Source organism: Deltaproteobacteria bacterium HGW-Deltaproteobacteria-4 (assembly GCA_002841765.1).
Taxonomy (GTDB): Bacteria; Desulfobacterota; Desulfuromonadia; order Desulfuromonadales; family UBA2197; genus UBA2197.
Window position 1 is genome coordinate 179,527 of sequence record PHAV01000009.1, and the last position, 18,664, is coordinate 198,190.

General features: G+C 51.3%; 14 protein-coding genes and 1 tRNA gene. 8 read left to right on the forward strand and 7 right to left on the reverse strand.

Features of this window, described 5'->3' with window-relative positions:
* Positions 1–22: 22 nt before the first annotated feature.
* Genes CVU69_08060 through CVU69_08075 form a run of 4 tightly spaced genes read right to left on the reverse strand, consistent with a single transcriptional unit; the run spans position 23 to position 3,360 of the window.
* The gene (locus CVU69_08060) at positions 23–1,342 is read right to left on the reverse strand and encodes an HlyC/CorC family transporter (GenBank protein PKN12427.1); all 1,320 of its coding nucleotides are present in this window, start codon (positions 1,340–1,342) and stop codon (positions 23–25) included.
* A gap of 43 nt (positions 1,343–1,385) precedes the next feature.
* Positions 1,386–1,841 (reverse strand): SRPBCC domain-containing protein, encoded by a 456-nt coding sequence (locus tag CVU69_08065; protein PKN12428.1) that lies wholly within the window; start codon positions 1,839–1,841, stop codon positions 1,386–1,388.
* 24 nt (positions 1,842–1,865) lie between these two features.
* Complete coding sequence (locus CVU69_08070) at positions 1,866–2,813, reverse strand: DUF1722 domain-containing protein (protein ID PKN12429.1); 948 nt, start codon at positions 2,811–2,813, stop codon at positions 1,866–1,868.
* A 31-nt stretch (positions 2,814–2,844) separates the two neighbouring features.
* Positions 2,845–3,360 (reverse strand): hypothetical protein, encoded by a 516-nt coding sequence (locus tag CVU69_08075; protein ID PKN12430.1) that lies wholly within the window; start codon positions 3,358–3,360, stop codon positions 2,845–2,847.
* A gap of 174 nt (positions 3,361–3,534) precedes the next feature.
* On the opposite strand from CVU69_08075, the gene CVU69_08080 reads away from it, so the two are divergent.
* Together CVU69_08080 and CVU69_08085 are read left to right on the forward strand one after the other, a co-directional pair.
* Positions 3,535–3,852, forward strand: a complete 318-nt coding sequence (locus CVU69_08080) for a hypothetical protein (GenBank protein ID PKN12431.1) — start codon at positions 3,535–3,537, stop codon at positions 3,850–3,852.
* A 19-nt stretch (positions 3,853–3,871) separates the two neighbouring features.
* Complete coding sequence (locus CVU69_08085) at positions 3,872–4,717, forward strand: hypothetical protein (GenBank protein ID PKN12432.1); 846 nt, start codon at positions 3,872–3,874, stop codon at positions 4,715–4,717.
* A 116-nt stretch (positions 4,718–4,833) separates the two neighbouring features.
* Here the strand turns inward: CVU69_08085 and CVU69_08090 are convergent, their stop codons facing one another.
* From CVU69_08090 to CVU69_08100, 3 genes are all read right to left on the reverse strand, one after another.
* Positions 4,834–5,226, reverse strand: a complete 393-nt coding sequence (locus tag CVU69_08090) for a hypothetical protein (GenBank protein PKN12433.1) — start codon at positions 5,224–5,226, stop codon at positions 4,834–4,836.
* Positions 5,213–5,446: a DUF2191 domain-containing protein gene (locus CVU69_08095; protein ID PKN12434.1), complete on the reverse strand. Its 234-nt coding sequence runs from the start codon at positions 5,444–5,446 to the stop codon at positions 5,213–5,215. The genes CVU69_08090 and CVU69_08095 overlap by 14 nt, the downstream gene beginning before the upstream one ends.
* A 401-nt stretch (positions 5,447–5,847) precedes the next feature.
* A tRNA-Pro gene (locus CVU69_08100) sits at positions 5,848–5,925 on the reverse strand.
* 148 nt (positions 5,926–6,073) lie between these two features.
* Here CVU69_08100 and CVU69_08105 point away from each other — a divergent pair.
* The 6 genes from CVU69_08105 to CVU69_08130 all read left to right on the forward strand — a co-directional run bounded on the left by CVU69_08105 (position 6,074) and on the right by CVU69_08130 (position 18,546).
* Positions 6,074–7,447 carry an integrase gene (locus CVU69_08105; GenBank protein ID PKN12435.1) on the forward strand — a complete coding sequence of 458 codons (1,374 nt, stop codon included), beginning with the start codon at positions 6,074–6,076 and terminating at the stop codon, positions 7,445–7,447.
* A 188-nt stretch (positions 7,448–7,635) separates the two neighbouring features.
* Positions 7,636–9,750, forward strand: coding sequence for a DNA methyltransferase (locus tag CVU69_08110; protein ID PKN12436.1), 2,115 nt, complete (start codon positions 7,636–7,638; stop codon positions 9,748–9,750).
* A gap of 21 nt (positions 9,751–9,771) precedes the next feature.
* Complete coding sequence (locus CVU69_08115) at positions 9,772–10,893, forward strand: hypothetical protein (protein PKN12456.1); 1,122 nt, start codon at positions 9,772–9,774, stop codon at positions 10,891–10,893.
* Positions 10,890–12,554: a hypothetical protein gene (locus tag CVU69_08120; protein ID PKN12437.1), complete on the forward strand. Its 1,665-nt coding sequence runs from the start codon at positions 10,890–10,892 to the stop codon at positions 12,552–12,554. Before CVU69_08115 ends, CVU69_08120 begins: the two co-directional genes overlap by 4 nt.
* Positions 12,555–12,581: 27 nt before the next feature.
* A complete protein-coding gene (locus CVU69_08125) occupies positions 12,582–16,901 on the forward strand; it encodes a hypothetical protein (GenBank protein PKN12438.1) in 4,320 nt (1,439 codons plus the stop codon).
* 1 nt (position 16,902) lies between these two features.
* The gene (locus CVU69_08130) at positions 16,903–18,546 is read left to right on the forward strand and encodes an ATP-dependent DNA helicase (protein ID PKN12439.1); all 1,644 of its coding nucleotides are present in this window, start codon (positions 16,903–16,905) and stop codon (positions 18,544–18,546) included.
* Positions 18,547–18,664: the final 118 nt, after the last annotated feature.

An 18,664-nucleotide genomic window follows, 5' to 3' on the forward strand; every position in this document is an offset into this window, starting at 1 on the left:
TTGTCTCGCATGATCCGCTGCATCAACCGGGTAAAAATTCCGCTACTTTCCTTTCAATCTTCACCCGCAGAATCGCCGTCGGCGTCACTTCGACACAGGTAAGACGATAGCCCTGCCATTCGACCTGTTCACCGGCTGCGGGGAAGCGACCCAGCTGATACAAAACCAGCCCGGCCAGGGTGTCGTAAGGGAGTTGCTCCTCGACTTCGATATCAAGGAGTTCCTCAACATCATTGAGCGGGAGGAGGGCGTCGACGATAAAACTGCCATCCCCGAGGCGCTTGATCCGGCGCGCAGCGTGGAGATCATGTTCATCCTCGATCTCACCGACCAGTTCTTCGAGAAGATCCTCGATGGTAACCAGCCCGCTGAGCTCCCCGTATTCATCGACGACAAAGGCCATATGGAGGTGACGCTGCTGCATCTCGCGCAGCAGTGCCGCTGTTTTCTGCGATTCCGGAACAAAGAAGGCCGCGCGCAAAAGCTTGTCGAGGGAAAATTCCGGATGGACCACGGCTTGACCAAGGAGATCCTTGGCATGAATGTAGCCGACGACGTTGTCGATCCGCTCGCGGTAAACCGGGTAACGAGAAAAAGGGTTTTTCAGGAGTAACTCGATGATTTCCGCGGGGGGGAGATCGAAATCGAAAGCGACGATGCGGGGGCGGGGGACCAGCACTTCCCGTACCTGGGTGCGGGTAAAGTCGAGCATGTTCTCGATGACCTTGTGTTCAAATTCATTCAGCGCCCCGGTTTCTCCCCCGGCCGCCACGGCGTGCAGCACCTCTTCGCGGGTAATAAACTCCTGGCCGCTTTCCGGTTTGATGCCGAAGAGTTTCAACACGGCGCGATTAGAGAGGGTGAGAAAGGTGACCGCGATCCCGGCAATCGTCGCGATGGCATTGATCGGCTTGGCGACCAGGAGAGAGACGCGGTCAGCTTGCTGCAGGCCGACGGTCTTGGGCGCGAGTTCACCGAGAATGAGCGACAAATAAGAGACCAGCGCCACAACCAGGCCGATGGCAATCGGTTCGGCCCCTTCGCGAATCAAGGGGATCGAACTCGTCATCAGCATCGGGGCGAGAAATTTGACAGCGGTGGTGCCGCCGACGGCCGATGCGAGGGAACCAACGACAGTCACACCGATCTGCACCGTCGCCAGAAAGCGGTGCGGATCGTTCTGCAGCTTGTCCACCATCCGCGCCCGGCTGCTCCCGTCAGTGATCAGCTTGGCGATGGTACTCTTGCGCGCCGAAAGGATCGCCAGCTCGGAGCCGGAAAAGAAACCGTTCGCCAGGATCAGAAAAAAAATGAGGGTCAGTTCCCCGATGATCGATTCCATCATTTCAGGCCTTTATTGGCAAGGGGAGGGGGGGTAAGCACTATCAGCATTTGAGGCAGGAAATTCCCCTTCTCTCCCCCCAGCGCTGCACCGCCTTGTTCAGCTCCGCCATCCCCCGCTGCAGCGGGTTCTTCATCCCGAGATGGTAAAGGGGGGCGAGAAGGCCGGCGTAGGTAGAGTCCTGGACAAACTTCACCCGGCCGCGTTCGAGCTCGACGATTTCATGGCGATAAGTCCAGCTGAAGAGACCGGGGAGGGGATAGCTGTAGCGCCAGCACAACAAGCGGCCGGCGCTCTCCTCCTGGATCGTTGCCCGCACAGAAAAGAGCTTGATGCCGGGGAGGGCAACGCTGACATCGATCCCTTTGCCGACGCCGATCTCGCCGCTGACCTGCGGGAAGAGGGGGTGCCACTGCGGATAAAGACCGGTGTCGGCGAGGAGTTCCCTGACCCGATCGAGGGGGGCGTCAAGAGTGATTTCCGTATGGATTTTCAGCATGCAAACAGGGCTCCTTGCTCTGCACTACACATGATTGCGCAGCATCAGCTGCGCCGGATGCGGCGAAAGATAGATCTGACTCCGCAGATAAGCCTGGTCGTACTTGCGGACATAATGTTTGAGCAGAGTCAGCGGCACAATCAGCGGCAGGAGATGATTGTGGTACTGACTGATGACTTCGAGAAGCTCCGCTTTCTCATCCGTTGCCAGCTCTTTTTTGAAATAACCCATGATGTGCTGCAGGACGTTGGTGTTCTTGGCAGCCGTGGCATGCAGCGTCAGTCCCTTCATCAGCAGCTCTTCGTAGCGGCGGAACAACTCCGGTGCCCCCAGCTCCTTGCCATGCGCCACCAGCACCCCCATCTGACGATAATAGTCGGGACTGTGCGCCATCATCAGCAGCTTGTGGGCGGTGTGAAACTCCACCAGTTTGCCCAGCGTCGGCGCGCTGGCCAGAAAGTCTTTCCAGCGCCGGTAACTGAAAACCCGTTCGATAAAGTTTTCGCGCAGCGGCGCATCGTTGAGGCGCCCTTCCTCCTCCATCGGCAGCAGCGGGAAGTTTTTGGCCACGGCCGCAGCAAAGAGACCGCGGCCGTTCTTCACCGCCATGCCGTTATTGTAAACCTTGACGCGAAAGAGGCCGGAACTCGGAGAATCCTTCTTGAAGATGAAGCCGCAGAGATCTTCCTTCTCCAGTTCCCGGACCTTGGCGGTGCAGAAGGACTGCATCTGCGCAGTGAGATCGACGCGGCTCTTGTTGGTCAGCAATCGCGGCGCAGCCGGATCCCCTTCGAGGCGCATCGCTTCGCGGGGAATCGGCAGACCACAACCGACCTCGGGGCAGACCGGCACAAAGGAGAAATAGTTCCCGAGAATATCAGTGATGTAGTCATTGTGCTTATGACCGCCATCATAACGGACACGCTCGCCCAGCAGGCAGGAACTGATCCCGATCTTGATGGAATTTTCCATGATTCACCTTTTGCAGCCTTTCCCGACTGGCTTAATCCGCGACAACGCACTTTGCCGCGACAAGATCGGCGGCGCTGATTTCCGGCTTGAGTTTCTGTGCTTCGGCGAGGATTTGTGCCCGGTCGGCTTTCCAGAGGCTGCCATCGACATAACGGACCGCATCGACCCAGATGTATCCTTCACCGAAATCTTCAAAAACGGCGGAGTGCTCGGCAATATCAAGGAACGTGGCGCTGTCCTTCTCACCCTTATTCGAGCTCTCAATAGTATAGCCACAAAAGGAATCGATCAGTTCCCCGTAGCCGTTATATTCGAGGATCCCGAACCGGGCTGAAACAATCTTCACCGGACTGACATTCTGATATTTGACCTTGTGTTCAACCAGCGCTTTTTTGTCTTTCTCATCGAAGTCCGTTGTGTAGCTAAGGACTTTTAATGGTGCGTCCTCTTGCGCCACAATCAGTGACGTTTCGGCGCGCGCTACCGTGTTACCAGCAACGACAAGTAGAAGTGTTGCTGCCAGCGTCAAAAAAAAGTTCGGGTTCATCTTGTTTTCCTCCGGGGATGAGAATCACGATCATTGAAGATCTGCCTATGCGGTCGATTATGAACATTTTCACTGGATAATCAAGGCGAATTCTACCGCTGGCCATTGTCTCTTGCACCCATGCACGCACTGTGATACCACCTCTGACAAATCATCATTTTTCCGGAGGAAGTCATGAGCGAACAATTTCACAACGTCACTGTCACCGCCAAAGCCAATATCTTCTTTGACGGCAAGGTCGTCAGTCACACCATCCTGCTCGCCGACGGCAGCAGAAAGACCCTGGGGCTGATCTATCCGGGCGAGTATAAATTCAATGTCGGCACCTCCGAGAAGATGGAGATCATCGCCGGCAGCAGCCGTGTCCGTATCGGTGCAGAGGGAGCATGGCAGGACTGCCTGGCCGGCAGCGCTTTCGATGTTCCGGCCGGTTCCTTCTTCGAAATTTCCGTTGCCGACGGCATGGTCGAATATATCTGTTCCTTTGCCTGAATGCTTGGCCGGAGGCCCTATGCTCGAAATTGGTAAAATCCATCTCCTCGTGGTTGAAAAGACCGATGAACGCGGCATCTGGCTGCGCAGTGACGGCGAACTCCTGCTCCTCCCCCGCAAAGAAGCGGCCGCCGCGGTCACTCCCGGGGAGACTTTGCCGGTCTTCCTCTTTCGCGACAAAAGCGGCCATCTACAGGCGACCTTGCGCCTCCCCTCGGCCCAGGCCGGCGAGTTTGCGCTGCTCAAGGTGCGCAGCATCGGCAGCCCCGGCGCCTTTCTCGACTGGGGGGTGGAGAAGGATCTCCTCGTCCCCTTGAGTCAGCAGCCGGAGCGGATGCAGACCGGCCGCAGTTATCTGGTGCGCATCGCTCTCGACCGCGAAGGGCGGCCCTTTGCCAGCGCCCGTCTCGACGACTGGCTGGAGGAGACCTGCGCCGACCTGCAAGCCGGCGATGCGGTCGATCTCCTGCTCTGGACCTTTACCGATCTCGGCGCCAAGGTGGTAGTCAACCATCGCTATATCGGGGTGGTCTATCGCGATGAACTGCAGAGCGGTATGGTGCCGGGGATGAAGTTGACCGGCTATGTCAAACGGGTCCGCGAGGACGGCAAACTCGATATTCTCCTGCGCAAAGTCGGCAGCGAAGGGGCGGCCGAAGCGCGCAGTGTCATCCTGTCCGCCCTGCAGAAAGAGAATTTTCTGCCGCTGCACGATCAGAGTCCACCAGAGATCATTCAGGCGCGACTCGGGATGAGCAAGAAGAGTTTCAAAAAAGCGGTCGGTTCTCTGTTCAAGGCGGGGTTGGTTGAACTGACGCCGGAAGGGGTCCGGTTGACGGAAAAGGGGCGGGGACAGGATTCATAAACAGGGCGGCCCTTCTGTTCGCCCGCAGGCCGATCTGGTGGAAGAGGTGAAAAAAGGTTCGTCAAAATGGGTGGAGGTCGAGGAAATCCTCAGTCTTTGAAGTTTGGCGGGTGTCATTATCCCTTCAAACAGATAAGACCGGGAACAACGTCAAAATGGCGATCAATGGTGAGGACTGCGCAGTCATGATGCAGTGCCAGCGTTGCGATGATAATGTCGGAAAATGGGAGAGTGTGCCCACTGGCGCGTAGTTGTAAAGAGAGTTTGGCGGCACCACCCCATAATTCCTGAGTCATTTCCAGGTACGACAGCGCTTGCAGCCCATTTTTAACGTATTCTTCTTCACGGGGATTCCTGATCCCCTGCAGCAGTTCATAAAGCACGACCCCACAGGTGACAACATCAAGCCGTAGCAGCGATTCCCCAAGAGTATCTGCCAAAGGGGTCGATCTTCCCCGAAAAAAGTCAATCCAGGCGCAGGTGTCAGGCAATATCCTATTGCTCGCCATAACGCGCCCGCTCTTCCGCTGCCTTTAATTCAAGGGATTCTTCCCGCTCCCAGTCATAGTCGATCTCAACCTTTCCCCGCAAAGACAAAAGATCCTCCATCTTCCGACGACGGACATACTCTTCCATGACGGTTACAATCGCCTGCGTTTTGGATTTTTTTCCGGAAAGCCGTTGCACTTCATCGATCAGCTCATCAGGTATGCATAATGTTGCACGCATAATTATCACCTCCAGTGTGTGCAATAAGCTTATGCAGATATTTTCTCACCGTCAAGTTGTATTTCGGGGAAATCGGATAACAGTTTTACTAAAAGCTAAGATTTCAGCGGAAAGAAGTGAGTTTGACCAGAGAAGGCTCGGAGTCCATTTTGCGTACCGGAAAGGGGTAGGGGCCTATCAGCGAAGGGGATTGTGCAATGCAACCGTATGAATTGACAAAATTTCTTTCTGGACTTTCCGGCCATCCCGGACGCACGACTTCGAGCGGCAAGAAGCCAATTGAAACCAGAAAATACAAAACCGTACCGGAGGCGTACCAGAAGGGGGGAATTGGACCGGAGAAAATCTGCGATCAAAATTGAAAAAGGGCATACGCTTCAAACGTATGCCCTTTCTATTTCTGGTCGGGATGAGAGGATTTGAACCTCCGGCCCCTTGCTCCCGAAGCAAGGGGCTTTACTGTTTCAGGCGTTATCACTCAATTTTATGCCGCCAGTTGAAAACCTTCTATCATATTGATTTTAGTTGTTTTGCATGCTATAGGTATTTTCATGCAGTATCAATTCGCCTCACTGTTGCTCATAAAAAAAGGGCAACAAAACGACAACAAAAAAAGGAGGAGGGGGTATGGCTGACACTTTGAACGATATGTTCCTGCGTAAATTGAAGCCCGAGGACAAGGAGTACACCCGCCGCGAGAAGGGTGGCTTTGGCATCAGGGTCCTTCCGTCCGGGCGGAAGACATTCATCTATATGTACCGGATCGATGGTCACAGGAAGCAGCTGAATATCGGGACATATAAAGATGCAGACCATCCCGACGGAATCTCACTTGCTGTTGCCCGTATTGATTATGAAGCCGAACGCGCTAGGGTTAAAGCTTTGAAGGCGGGCCGGGCCGAAGGTGTGGACCCGGTTGCATTGAAGAAAGAGAAGCGTGCGGAACGTGACGTGCAGCGCAATGCCCAAACCATTAATGACTTGGTCGACGAATATCTAAAGCGCCATGCTAAGAAGTTCAAAAAGTCGTGGCAAGAGGATGAACGGGTACTGAAGCGGGAGGTCATTCCCCTTTGGGATAAACGTAAGGCCACAGAGATTACCAAGCGGGATATCAATCGGCTCTTGGACGGAATCGTTGACCGAGGCTCACCGGTGATGGCCAACAACACGTTCAAGATCGTTCGCAAGATGTTCAATTACGCGATCGAGAAAGACATCGTTATCCTTTCACCGGCACAGGGGGTCAAGATGCCGGCGCCGAAAGTGGCAAGGGAAAGAGTCCTCTCCGAAGATGAAATCAAAGCCTTCTGGGCAGCTCTCGACACAGCTTCCATGTCAGATGATGTTCGGAGGGCTTTAAAGCTGATCCTGGTGACGGCACAGCGTCCGATCGAAGTGATCGGAATGCACACTTCTGAGCTCGACGGCAGCTGGTGGACCATTCCGAGCGACCGTGCGAAGAACAAAAAAGCTCATCGTGTCTACCTGACGGCCAACGCCCTGCAGCTCATTGGCGAATTGAAGGTCATAGACGAGGAATCTGGAGAATTGAAGGACAAGGGTTTTATTTTTCCGAGTCCACGCCGTAGTAAAGATGAAAAGATTCAGCCGATCACGCGTCATGCGTTATCAAAAGCTGTGGTTAAAAATTGTCCCTCGGGATGCGTCAACGACTGCACAAATTGTTCAGATGCTGAATGCAAGCAAGATAAACGCGAGCTGGAGGAGAAGAACAAGCTGGGGATTGTCCATTTCACGCCGCATGATTTACGCCGGACCGCCGCAACCTTTATGGCACAAGCTGGTGAGCTTGACGAAGTCATCGACGCTGTACTCAACCACGTCAAAAAAGGCATCATCAAGGTTTACAATTTGTACAAATACGATAAGGAGAAGCAGTCGTCTTTGGAAAATTGGGAGCGTAAGTTGTTGTCGATCGTCGACGGGAAGAAGGAAGCGAATATCATCAGCATTAATTCCCGGCGGAAGAAAGCGTAAGCTGAAATGGAGTGAACAAGCCACGGGCATCCAGAAATGGGTGCCCTTTTTCCGTGGTAACGGCTGACTACGGATGGTAACGAGTGAAAACGCATGAGAATCAATTGAACTAATCAAAGCGCAGTGTTATAACGCTGAAACCTATCAATATGGGGGGACCTTTCTCTCCCCTCCGGAGTCACTACCAGATGAGCAGCAACGCCATGCACACCATCGAGCAGATCGAATCGAGCCTCTGGGAGGCCGCCGATCAGCTTCGCGCCAACTCCAAACTCACCTCCAGTGAATATTGTATGCCGGTCCTCGGAGTGATCTTCCTGCGTCACGCCAGCAACCGTTACGAAGTCGCTCTGGCACAGATCAAGGCTGAGCAGCAAGCCGGCAAGATGCCGAACCGTCCGTTAATGAAGGGTGATTTTATCAAGCGCCGGGCCTTGATGATGCCGGAGATTGCTCGCTATGACTCCCTGCTGAAACTCCCCAGTGGTGCCAACCTCGGTACGGCGATCGTCGATGCGATGAATGCCATCGAGGCGGACTTCGAGCCTCTCAACGGACAACTTCCCAAAGAATATGATCGCTTCGAAAACGATCTCCTCGAACATCTGCTGCGTACCTTCGACAGTGCTGCCCTGCGTACGGCCAGCGGCGACATCTTTGGTCGCATCTACGAATACTTCCTGATGAAGTTCGCCATGCAGGGAGCGCAGGATAACGGCGAGTTCTTCACTCCGCCCTCGCTGGTCCAGACCATTGTCAACGTCATTGAGCCGGATCACGGCATTGTCTTCGATCCGGCTTGCGGCTCCGGCGGCATGTTCGTTCAGTCGAGTCACTTCATCGAGAGCCACGGTGAGGACACCAGCCACAAGCTCACCTTCTACGGACAGGAGAAGACCGCCACCACCATCCGCCTCGCCAAGATGAATCTGGCGGTGCATGGCCTGGAAGGGGACATCCGCGAGGCCAATACTTTCTATCAGGATGAGCATCCCATCTGGGGCAAGTGCGATTTTGTCATGGCTAACCCTCCTTTCAACGTCGATATGGTCGATGCCGAGAAGATCAAGGATGATCGTCGTCTCCCCTTCGGCCTGCCGGGGGTGAACAAGACCAAGAAGGTCGGCAACGGCAACTACCTGTGGATCTCTTACTTCCACAGCTACCTCGGCGAAAAGGGCCGGGCCGGATTCGTCATGTCGTCACAGGCCTCCAGCGCCGGGCACGGCGAGGCCGAGGTGCGGCGCAAGTTGGTTGAGACCGGTGATGTCGACGTGATGATCTCGATTCGTTCCAACTTCTTCTACACCCGCACCGTGCCCTGTGAACTCTGGCACTTCGACAAAGGGAAGCCGGCAGAGCGTCGCGATCAAGTGTTGATGCTCGATGCCCGCAATATCTACCGCAAGGTCACCCGCAAGATTTATGACTTCAGCCCCGAGCAACTTGCCAACCTCACCGCCATTGTCTGGCTCTATCGTGGGGAACAAAATCGCTTCCTCGGACTGGTGCAGGATTACTTCAACAGTTTATGCGAAGAAATCGTCGCAATCCCGCATGAACTGGGCTTTTACGACGCCACTCTGGTCACTTTGTGCCAGCAATTAACTGAATTACCTGAATCAATTCGGGGTATCGAGACAGTTAATCCCGATCAACACCACGCCTTGGTTGATGCCCTTGCCGAAGTCAGTGAGGCCATCAACGCCTACCAGTCCGACCGCACTCTGTTGCTTGCCGATCTGTCGGCATTCCTGAAAACCAATACACCCTCACCCGATACCAATGCCGCACAGCATACAGCACGGCAAGCATTTGATCCGTTGGCGGAGCGGTGCCGGGGATTGGTGAAGCAGGTTGACCTGCTCTACAAGTTGACCGCTCGTGCCGGACAGGCCGCACAGGAGTTAACCGGGATCGAGGAGGTAGCGGAGCTCTATGATCGTCGCGCCGGCAACCGTCTGATCAAGCAGATGGACGAAGAACGCAAGCAGGCGGTGGAGCAGCTTAAACAAGCGGTCTATTTCCATCGTCAGATTCACTGGCTACAAGAGCGCTTCCCCGAGGCCGTGATGGTGCCGGTGCCGGGGCTTTGTAAGGTGGTCAATCGTACTGATATCGAGGCTGCCGACTGGAGTTTGACGCCCGGTCGCTATGTCGGCGTTGCTCCTGCCGAAGTCGATGACGATTTTGATTTTGAGCAGACGATGCGGGATATCCATGTCGAGTTGAAGGACTTGAATTTAGAAGCAGTGGAATTGGCGGCGACGATTCAGGAGAACTTTGAGGAGCTGGGGGGATAAGTGGGCGTAGAAAGAGTACCAATTGAATCGCTCTGCACAAAAGTAACAAGCGGAGGTACGCCATCTCGCTCAGATTTAACTCTTTGGGAAGATGGAGTAATCCCTTGGTTCAAAACTGGCGAATTAAATGACTGGTACGTTGAAGATGCGGAAGAGAAGATAACCCTAGAAGCACTTTCTAAATCATCGGCAAAATTATTTCCGCAGAATACTGTCCTTATGGCCATGTATGGTGATGGAAAAACGATTACAAGTCTTGGCATTCTCCGCAATGAAGCTGCAACGAATCAAGCATGCTTTGCAATGATAGCAGACCCAGCAAAGTGTGATTTCTTGTATCTTTTCTATGCTCTTAAGTATCATCGGCATGAACTTTTAAAACTCGTTGTGGCAGGCGCACAGCGCAATTTAAGTAGCGGGATTATCCGCAAATTTAAGATTATTACGTTTCCGCTCCCGGAACAAAAACGCATCGCCGCTATTCTCTCCACCTATGATGACCTGATCGAAAACAACCGGCGACGGATGGCGCTGTTGGAAGAGGCGGCGCGGCAGGTGTATCAGGAGTGGTTCGTGCGCCTGCGCTTCCCCGGTTATGAACATACCCGGATTGTTGATGGCGTGCCGGAGGGGTGGGAGAGAATGCCACTCGAATCAGCCCTTGTTCTTCAGCGTGGCTTTGATCTTCCCAGCCAAGACAGATTAGACGGGTCGGTCCCGATTTATGCCTCGACTGGGGTGAATGGCAGACACAATATTGCAAAAGCAAAAGCCCCCGGCGTCGTCACCGGTCGAAGCGGCTCGCTCGGCATGGTTCACTATGTCCACGAAGATTACTGGCCACTTAATACGACCTTGTGGGTCAAGGAGTTTCGGCGGGCTTCTCCTCTATTCGCCTTTTTTCTGCTTTCCTCACTTCGCCTTGACCAGTATAACGGCGGCGTCTCGGTTCCAACGCTGGATCGGAAGGTGGTTCACAAGATTGAGGTTGTTGTGCCAAATAACAAAATCCAGGCACTTTTTGGTGACTACGTGATGCCGATGCTTACACAGCTGCGGAACTTGGGAATTTACAACGACAAACTTCGTGCCGCCCGCGACCTGCTGATGCCGAAGCTGATGAGTGGGGAGATCACTGTATGAGTATAGATGTCGCTAAGGAGCGACAAAAGTTGTCTCAAGGAGCATTTCAAGAGTGGATCGTTCGGGATATCCGCCCGACAGAAATGGTCACGGTATATCTCAGTGACCATGCTGATTTTCCCAAGGTCTTTATGTTTTGCTGCTTACTCCCAAATGATACTGTCGACCGGAGTTTGAGCGACATTTCTTGGGATTTAAGCTGCGGAGATGGACTGCCGGGTGCGGAGACACACTATGAAGCAGGACATAAAATCGTAGAGTACCTTCGTTACGGCGAAAGCTCGGGAATTGAGCCTCTAGTAATATCTCGTAGCTTTCACGATATGCGTGAGAAATATCTTGAGCTAAACGAGGAATTCCGCCTATTTCACAATCTTTATCACGACCGTAAACTTGACCATTTTATAAAGATAGACGATGCCGGCAACGAACAACTGGTGGCAACTATTGAGCCAAAGAGAATAAATATCCGCCTTCAAGAAATTCAACAATTTCTTGCCATTAAAGAAATGCACCTTGCCGTTATGTTTGATGCACGGGCAAACTCTACAGTTCCATTTATAGATCTTGGGATAGAGGAAAGTGGGCAAGATTTTCGGGATGGGCTTCTTGTATACGCTCTACATTACGGAGACTTACACGTCGGGGGGACACGCGCATTTACAAGACTTCTAGGGAAGCGGCTGTTTCCACCTTTCCCCAAAGAAAAAAGTGGATTCTGGGGATTCGCTGATAAAGAGACGGAGAATACGGTGGATTTTATTATCGACGTTGATGAGTATGGCGACGAAATCTTTCATTCCGCGAATCCGGACCACTTATCAAATTATTTCGGAGGGAATCCGGGAGCGCCGCACTACCTAACGCCTGTCCATTTCAGAAAAGAAGTCCTCAACAAGTATTATCAACAATCGTCAAAATATTCGGTTACAGACGGTGATCTTGGTTGCGGTTCTCTCTGGGGTATGACAATGGATAACCATCATGACGAACGAGTGATCGCTTGGCTTGGGGATCTTGGTCGTGATCTGCCTTATGAAGAGCAGTTGCACTGGAGAAGCTATAATATTCCTCCAGTAGGTGGGGTAAGCGATACCTTTCACAAGAGACAGATCCTTGCCCAGTTTGCTGATTCAGACCATCCTGAACATGTATTCAAGTACCGGTACAGTGATCTGGAAAAGGCATGTAACACAGAACTAGGCTGGTCCCTTTTGCTCCCCCTCTCAAAAGAGGATGATCATTTTTTCGCGGGCATTAGGATCCCCGCTACTGATGAACAAAAAGATTTTGATGATCTTGTTTTGGGATTGACGAAGATCCTCGTTGATTCATTGAATGAAAAAGAGCTTAACAAATTTATACCCACGGATGATCGGGGAGAGATCAAAGGGAGTATTTCCAGACTAGAGAAGGCACTCGCTGCTCTCGGAGTAACAGCGTATGAGGAACACATTAAGTTCCTTCGTGACCTTCAAAATCTTCGATCCTGTAGCACAGCTCATCGAAAAGGCAGTAACTATCGAAAAATAGCTGAAGAACTCAATATCGATAACCAATCTTTGAGAAAAGTATTTGAAGGGATTCTTGATAAAGGAATACTGTACCTGAAGTTTTTGGAAGGATTAGTGAAGTCTGGTAATTTGAAAACCGCTTCTTAAATCGACCACACAGAGGAATACAGTGTAATGCAAGATTTTAAGGCAATTGACGACTCATGGATACCAGATAACTCGGCAGAATGGTTTTCTTGGCTTGCATCCGAGGAAGAGAAGTCCCGCAATTCTTATCTGGCAAAACCTGCCACGTTGATAGCTGATTATAGGAAAGAGAAATCAATTACCCGAGCTTATGAAGGGCGGGAAATCCTGGAGTTGCTGCAAAATGCTGCGGACCAGGCACGGGAACATGATTGTGCCGGTCGGGTTGTTATAGAGTTATTACCTGAAGGATTAATTGTAGCAAATACAGGTGCATCTTTTTCGGTTGGAGGGGTTCAGTCACTTGAAACTGCTCACCTGAGCCCCAAATGGCGTAAAAGACGACATCTCATCGGCAATAAAGGGCTTGGATTCCGTTCAATTCTAAACTGGTCACATTCCCCTATAATACTCAGTGGAGCACTGAGCCTAGCGTACTGTCCCGACTTCTTGAAGCAAACCTTATCTTCGCTCATTAAAAATCCTGAGATAAAACATCGGGTGGATCAAGAGCGTGGCGAAACGGACGAACTGATTCTCCCTCTCTTGCCATTTCCGGGCTACTCAGAGTCAGGCTGCTTAGATCCTTTGCTTGCAAACAACTCTGCAACATTGATTTTTGAACGATGCAAAGCATGGCGAGAAAAAGGGTATGATACAATCGTAGGAATGCCTTTTGACCGGCCAAATGCTTATAAGTCAGCGAAGAAACAACTTAAAATCTTGCGCCCTGAAGTTCTGTTATTCGTTACGAATCTTGCTGAAATTCGTTTTGTCACTCCCAACACAGTCGATCGTATGTGGCGATTAGAAGGTAATGACGATTTATCGATGGTGATTCAGAACGGCGAACCATTAGGACTATGGAGAGTCCACCGTAAAACAGATGCAATCCCCGAGGACAAACTCGACCCTGATCAAAATGGTCCTTTGGATTACGAAGTCGCTGTGGCTATTCCAGACGTTGTGCGTATTGAAGAGTTGAAGACATCGCCGCTGTTTTCCCATTTCCCGACTGAAATTGAATTGCCACTTCCTGTAGTCTGCCACGTAACACTCGAACTAAACCAAAACCGCAATCACACAGAACCACGCAAAAGCAATAAATATGTGCTCGACCAACTGGCTATTTTTCTTGCCGAAGTCGCAGAAAGCCGCTCCAGGAATTATCCGGAAGGCCCAAATGCAGGCTTCAGGTTGTTGCTCCCTCTTAGTAACTATCCGAGTGATCTGGTCCGAGAGGAGTTCCCTGAGCAATTGATTCTGGCCGCACAAGAGCGAGCCATTATTCCGACATTGAGCGGCATACCCATGTGTCCTAAAGACGCCAGAATTGTGAAAGGTGAAGATAATTCATGGTTGCCTGCTACTGTGTTTCCTGAAGTGGCAGTTGTTCGATCTGAAAAAGAACGGGAGTTTTTTGCTGCACTTAAAGTCCCTCAATTAGTCAATAATGAATTAAGAAGGCGTATCATTGAACATAAGGACCTATCGGTTAATGAGCGCGCTTCACTGATTTCTGGACTCATAAGGTATGAGATTGACCGATCTGTCCATAGTTCTTCATTGTTACTTGATAATAACAACGACACTGTTCTGGATGCTTCTCAGGTTTTTCTTGCTCCGAGCGCCACATCAACGCCAACTCTTCCTGACTGGATGTCTCTACGCTTTCTGCACGATGGATTACGCATCGAGCTCATGCGGCAATTAAAGGCACAAGATGTTCGTGACCTTCAAGGAAAGCTATCGTCATTCGGTGTGCTGGAATACTCCCTTGCAAATTTAATACGTCGCTTGCTGACAGATGCCAACAGGCTAAAGAGGAGGCAACCAGATCTCACTACAAAAATTGATGAAGATGTCAGAGCTGCCGTGTTCTCTTTTTTTCTGACAGAGGGGAAAACTGGTAAACGACCTGACTTCCCGGCAAATGTATCTCTGCCCTTACCGACGCAAGCAGGCGCAACTGCTTCAGCAGATAAGCTTTACTTTGGTAGTGGCTATGGAAGCCATGGCAATATTTTGCAGTCCCTTTACACAAAAAGTCTCGACAAGTTGGTTGTAGCACCTGATCGGACTGGACTGACAGGTAGCCCGGATGACATACAAGCATTCCTTACGTGGATTGGGGTTGCTGAATGGCCAAGAGAAGAATTTAATGATCACCCAGACGATGGATTCCTAAACTTCGTGCTGGGTAAAATCCTATATCCAACAAAGTTTGGAGAATATTTTTTCGAAACGATGGAAAAAGTTCAAAATCCTAGACTAACAAAGATCCGCTCTGTCGACAGTTTGAAAGAAATCCTTAGCAACGCTCCACCTGCTGCCATCACAGCTTGGTTGGCACTGGACACCCGAATACATCATTGGTTAAGACCTCAAACAGATAACGCACAGCTTACTGCTCGATACTCTGCCGATATTAATTTACGTCTTTACCGCAACCCGTTACCAAGTTATCTCCGCTGGAAAATTGAAAGCACCTCTTGGATACCCAGTGAAAATGGTGAACTTCTTAGACCAAGGGACTGCGTCTTGGGTCAACGAGCTATTGAAGCCCTGTTCCCGAGGCCGCCAAAACCATCGTCTGAAGAAATGGATCGATTTAGGTTAGTTGATGCCGACCTGATTGAAGGCTGGCGACGGGCAGGAGTCCTGACCAGTTTAGCCGAACTAGAATTGGAAGACATTTATGCTCGTTTGACGGAACTCCCTGAGCGAGACCCTGAAGGTAAGCTGGCACGATCTCTCTATCGTTGGTTGCTTGATGCCTCTGACTTGGCAATGGGAAGCGGAGCGGCAGCAAAAGAGAGATTTATCAAAAGCGGTAAAATGTGGGGAGTCCACAGAGAAATAACTGGATATTATCCGGTCAATGACCTTCGCCATGCTGATTCTGAGGGTCTACCTACCAGCTTGCTATCAAACTTGAATATAGTAGATCTCCCGTACCGACTTGGGCCAGATAAGGTTGAACGAGTATTTGGCGTAAAAGCAATTGACCGCATGGGGATAGATCAGCGCGTCCGGAGTTATCAACTTTCTGCCAATTTGGATCAGGAGTTCCAGAAGGCGAAACCGTTTCTATATTTATTGAGGAATTCACAGACTATTCGAGCGCAATACCTTAAGTCTTTGAAAAGTTTGTCTCTCAGAATCTGTTCTGAGTTGACAGCAGTTATAAAATACGAAGACCAAGAATTCGAATTCATGCCACCGATTTGGGGATGGCTTATAGAAAATGATGTGCTTTATGTTCGGTCAGATCCAGCAGAGCCTCTGAATATAGCCAATGATCTTCTAGCGGACACGATCGGTGCTGCAATTGCTTCTATATTTCGCATTGGAGATGGTGGTGAGTTCGCAAGGATGTTTCTCTGTGCTGAACGAGACCGCAAATCCCTCTTGCTTAGAATTCGGGGCGAGGTTGCGGATGAGAATATGGAGCAGATTATTGCAGATTTTGGTGCCGCTGATACGTCATCTCGTGTGGCTACAATGCCAGCAAGCCAACCCATTGAAGATCCGACTGTGAAACCCGTACAACCGAAAGATCCTCAGACGAATACAGTAGCACCTCCAGAGAAACCTGAAGAAACGGAGGCACCATCTCCTAATCCTTCGAGTGGCGGTCCGCTCTCAATATTGCCAGAACCGCATAATCCAGTTGGCACTCCTATAAAGCACCCGCTCAGAATTCAAAGAACAACGGGTGGTGCAAAACCAACAGTTACACATAAGGTAACGGATGGTGCATTTTGCGAGCGAAAAGCCGTCGAATTCGAAGAAACTTGTGATCCCCCTCGATTCCCTCTCTTGGTTGGCCAGATCACGGGTAGTCTAGCATTTGGGTGCGACATCTTAAGTTTTTCTACACCTGATGATCGAGAAGCGTTCAGATCAGGTGCTGACCGGAACCTCGCAAAAATAACACGGTTTATTGAAGTAAAAGGCCGGAAGCATGAGAGCGGTGCCATAGAGTTAAAAGGGAACGAGCTGAACTCAGCCATAGAAAATAATGCAAGATTCTATCTTTATCGATTATACAAATACGGGATAGACGAGTATCAATTGAGCATTCTCCAAAACCCTCTTGAGCAGAAAGAAGCTCTAGCTTCATCCATATATGTAGACCTTAATCGGGCAAAGGATACGAAAAGGTTTGCGTTGACAGGGGGACTTCAAGAAGATTCAGAGGGCAAATTCCTTTGTGATGAAGTTTCATTGGACAGTTTCAAGCAGGGGGCATTGTCTACTTTGAGTATAGTTCGGCAAGATATGCCATTGATGGAGAAAACTTAGAATGAGCCTTGAAGGTCAGCTGAGCGACAAAAAATCACTCCGAACCGTGACGGGAAAGACCGCCGACTTCCCCGAGCTGGCCAAGGACTGCGTCGCCTTTGCCAATGCCCAGGGTGGACGGCTGTTCATCGGCATCGAAGACAAGGTGATCCTTCCTCCTGCTGAGCAGCGGATCAAGCCGGAGATGCTGGACACCATCCGCAAACGGATTGGTGAACTGACTGTTAATGTCGTTGTGTTGCCGAGCATTACCCGAGCAGACAATGGCGGTGAATATATCAAACTGCTCGTAAATCGCAGCCAGAGCGTGGCTTCTACCTCTGATGGGCGTTTTTATCTTCGGGTGGGGGATACCAGCCAGCCGGTGCTGGGGGATGATGTGATGCGTCTCGCCGATGAGCGACCGGGGCGGCCATGGGAAACGATGGACAGTCATGTCCCCCGTAGCGAGATTGATGCTGACAAGTACAACGCATTCGTAGCGGCCATTCGTTCGTCCGATCGGGTGAAAAGTTCAGTCAAGGAGAAGAGTGCCGACGAGTTACTGACCCACTATGCCCTTGCCGAAGGGGTAACTCTGACCCACCTGGGCGTGCTGCTTCTTGGCACAGCAGTGCAACGTCGAAGGCTTGGCACCGCGCCGCTGATACAGGCCATCAAGTACGACGAGATGGGGCAGAAGATCAACAAGTGGCTCTGGGATGATTATGCTCTGTCACCCATCGAACTGGTCGACGCCGTGTGGCGTGAGGTGCCGGACTTCCGGGAGAGCTACGAAATTGCCGAAGGACTTTTCCGCCGTCAGATTCCGGCATTCGATGAGAAGGTTATTCGAGAATTACTGGTCAATGCCCTGGTGCATCGACCTTACACCCAGCGCGGCGATCTTTTTCTCAATCTCCATCCGGAACGATTGGAAGTGGTCAACCCCGGACGATTACCGATGGGTGTTACCCCGCAGAACATCCTGCACGCCAGTCGCCGGCGCAATGAAGGGCTTGCCAGCATCTTCCACGACATCGGCTTGATGGAGAAAGAGGGGAGCGGTTTTGACATGCTTTATGATCGTCTCCTTTCCTCGGGTCGTCCGGCGCCAGTGCCAGAAGAAGGGCCGGATTGGGTCAAGATAACGATCAAGCGGCGCATCTTGAAGCCGGAGGTGATTCGCCTTGTCACCGAGGCCGATGGGCGCTATCAGCTGGGACAGCGAGAAAGGATTACCCTGGCGACATTGGCTCAAGCTGAAGGACTGACGGCACGTGAGCTGGCAACGCTCCTTGAGGTGAGTAGTACCGAAGAGTTGGTTCCATGGTTCGGGAGACTGCTCACGCTTGATCTGGTGAAAAGCGTCGGTCGGACGCAGGCAACTCGTTATTTTGTCGACCCGGCGCTCCTTCGCGATTCTGGTATCAAACTGCCGACAACCCTGAAACGAATTGAGCCCCATCGGCTTCAAGAGTTGGTACGTGAAGATCTCCGTCGTTATCCTCAATCGAAGATCGGGGAGATCAGTGGTCGAATTGGACCAGAGGTCAACCGATCACAACTAAAAAGAGCACTGGCCGAGTTGGTAACTCTTGGCGTGGTGGTGATGGTGGGCGAGCGTAATGGCGCTCGTTACCGGCTAGCAGCAAACTCCGAGTGAAGAATCTTTGGTTCACAAATTAGGAAATAACCAAGAAAAATCCATAAAAACAAGACTAGCTTCCCAATGGTTTTCGTATCTGTTCGTTATTCGTGAACTTTCTGCCGGGAAATTCGTT

Bases quoted from the DNA above. Each gene is read 5' to 3' on its own strand.
- CVU69_08060 (PKN12427.1), bottom strand. From the start codon at position 1,342: ATGGAATCGATCATCGGGGAACTGACCCTCATTTTTTTTCTGATCCTG.
- CVU69_08065 (PKN12428.1), bottom strand. From the start codon at position 1,841: ATGCTGAAAATCCATACGGAAATCACTCTTGACGCCCCCCTCGATCGG.
- CVU69_08070 (PKN12429.1), bottom strand. From the start codon at position 2,813: ATGGAAAATTCCATCAAGATCGGGATCAGTTCCTGCCTGCTGGGCGAG.
- CVU69_08075 (PKN12430.1), bottom strand. From the start codon at position 3,360: ATGAACCCGAACTTTTTTTTGACGCTGGCAGCAACACTTCTACTTGTC.
- CVU69_08080 (PKN12431.1), top strand. From the start codon at position 3,535: ATGAGCGAACAATTTCACAACGTCACTGTCACCGCCAAAGCCAATATC.
- CVU69_08085 (PKN12432.1), top strand. From the start codon at position 3,872: ATGCTCGAAATTGGTAAAATCCATCTCCTCGTGGTTGAAAAGACCGAT.
- CVU69_08090 (PKN12433.1), bottom strand. From the start codon at position 5,226: ATGGCGAGCAATAGGATATTGCCTGACACCTGCGCCTGGATTGACTTT.
- CVU69_08095 (PKN12434.1), bottom strand. From the start codon at position 5,446: ATGCGTGCAACATTATGCATACCTGATGAGCTGATCGATGAAGTGCAA.
- CVU69_08105 (PKN12435.1), top strand. From the start codon at position 6,074: ATGGCTGACACTTTGAACGATATGTTCCTGCGTAAATTGAAGCCCGAG.
- CVU69_08110 (PKN12436.1), top strand. From the start codon at position 7,636: ATGAGCAGCAACGCCATGCACACCATCGAGCAGATCGAATCGAGCCTC.
- CVU69_08120 (PKN12437.1), top strand. From the start codon at position 10,890: ATGAGTATAGATGTCGCTAAGGAGCGACAAAAGTTGTCTCAAGGAGCA.
- CVU69_08125 (PKN12438.1), top strand. From the start codon at position 12,582: ATGCAAGATTTTAAGGCAATTGACGACTCATGGATACCAGATAACTCG.
- CVU69_08130 (PKN12439.1), top strand. From the start codon at position 16,903: ATGAGCCTTGAAGGTCAGCTGAGCGACAAAAAATCACTCCGAACCGTG.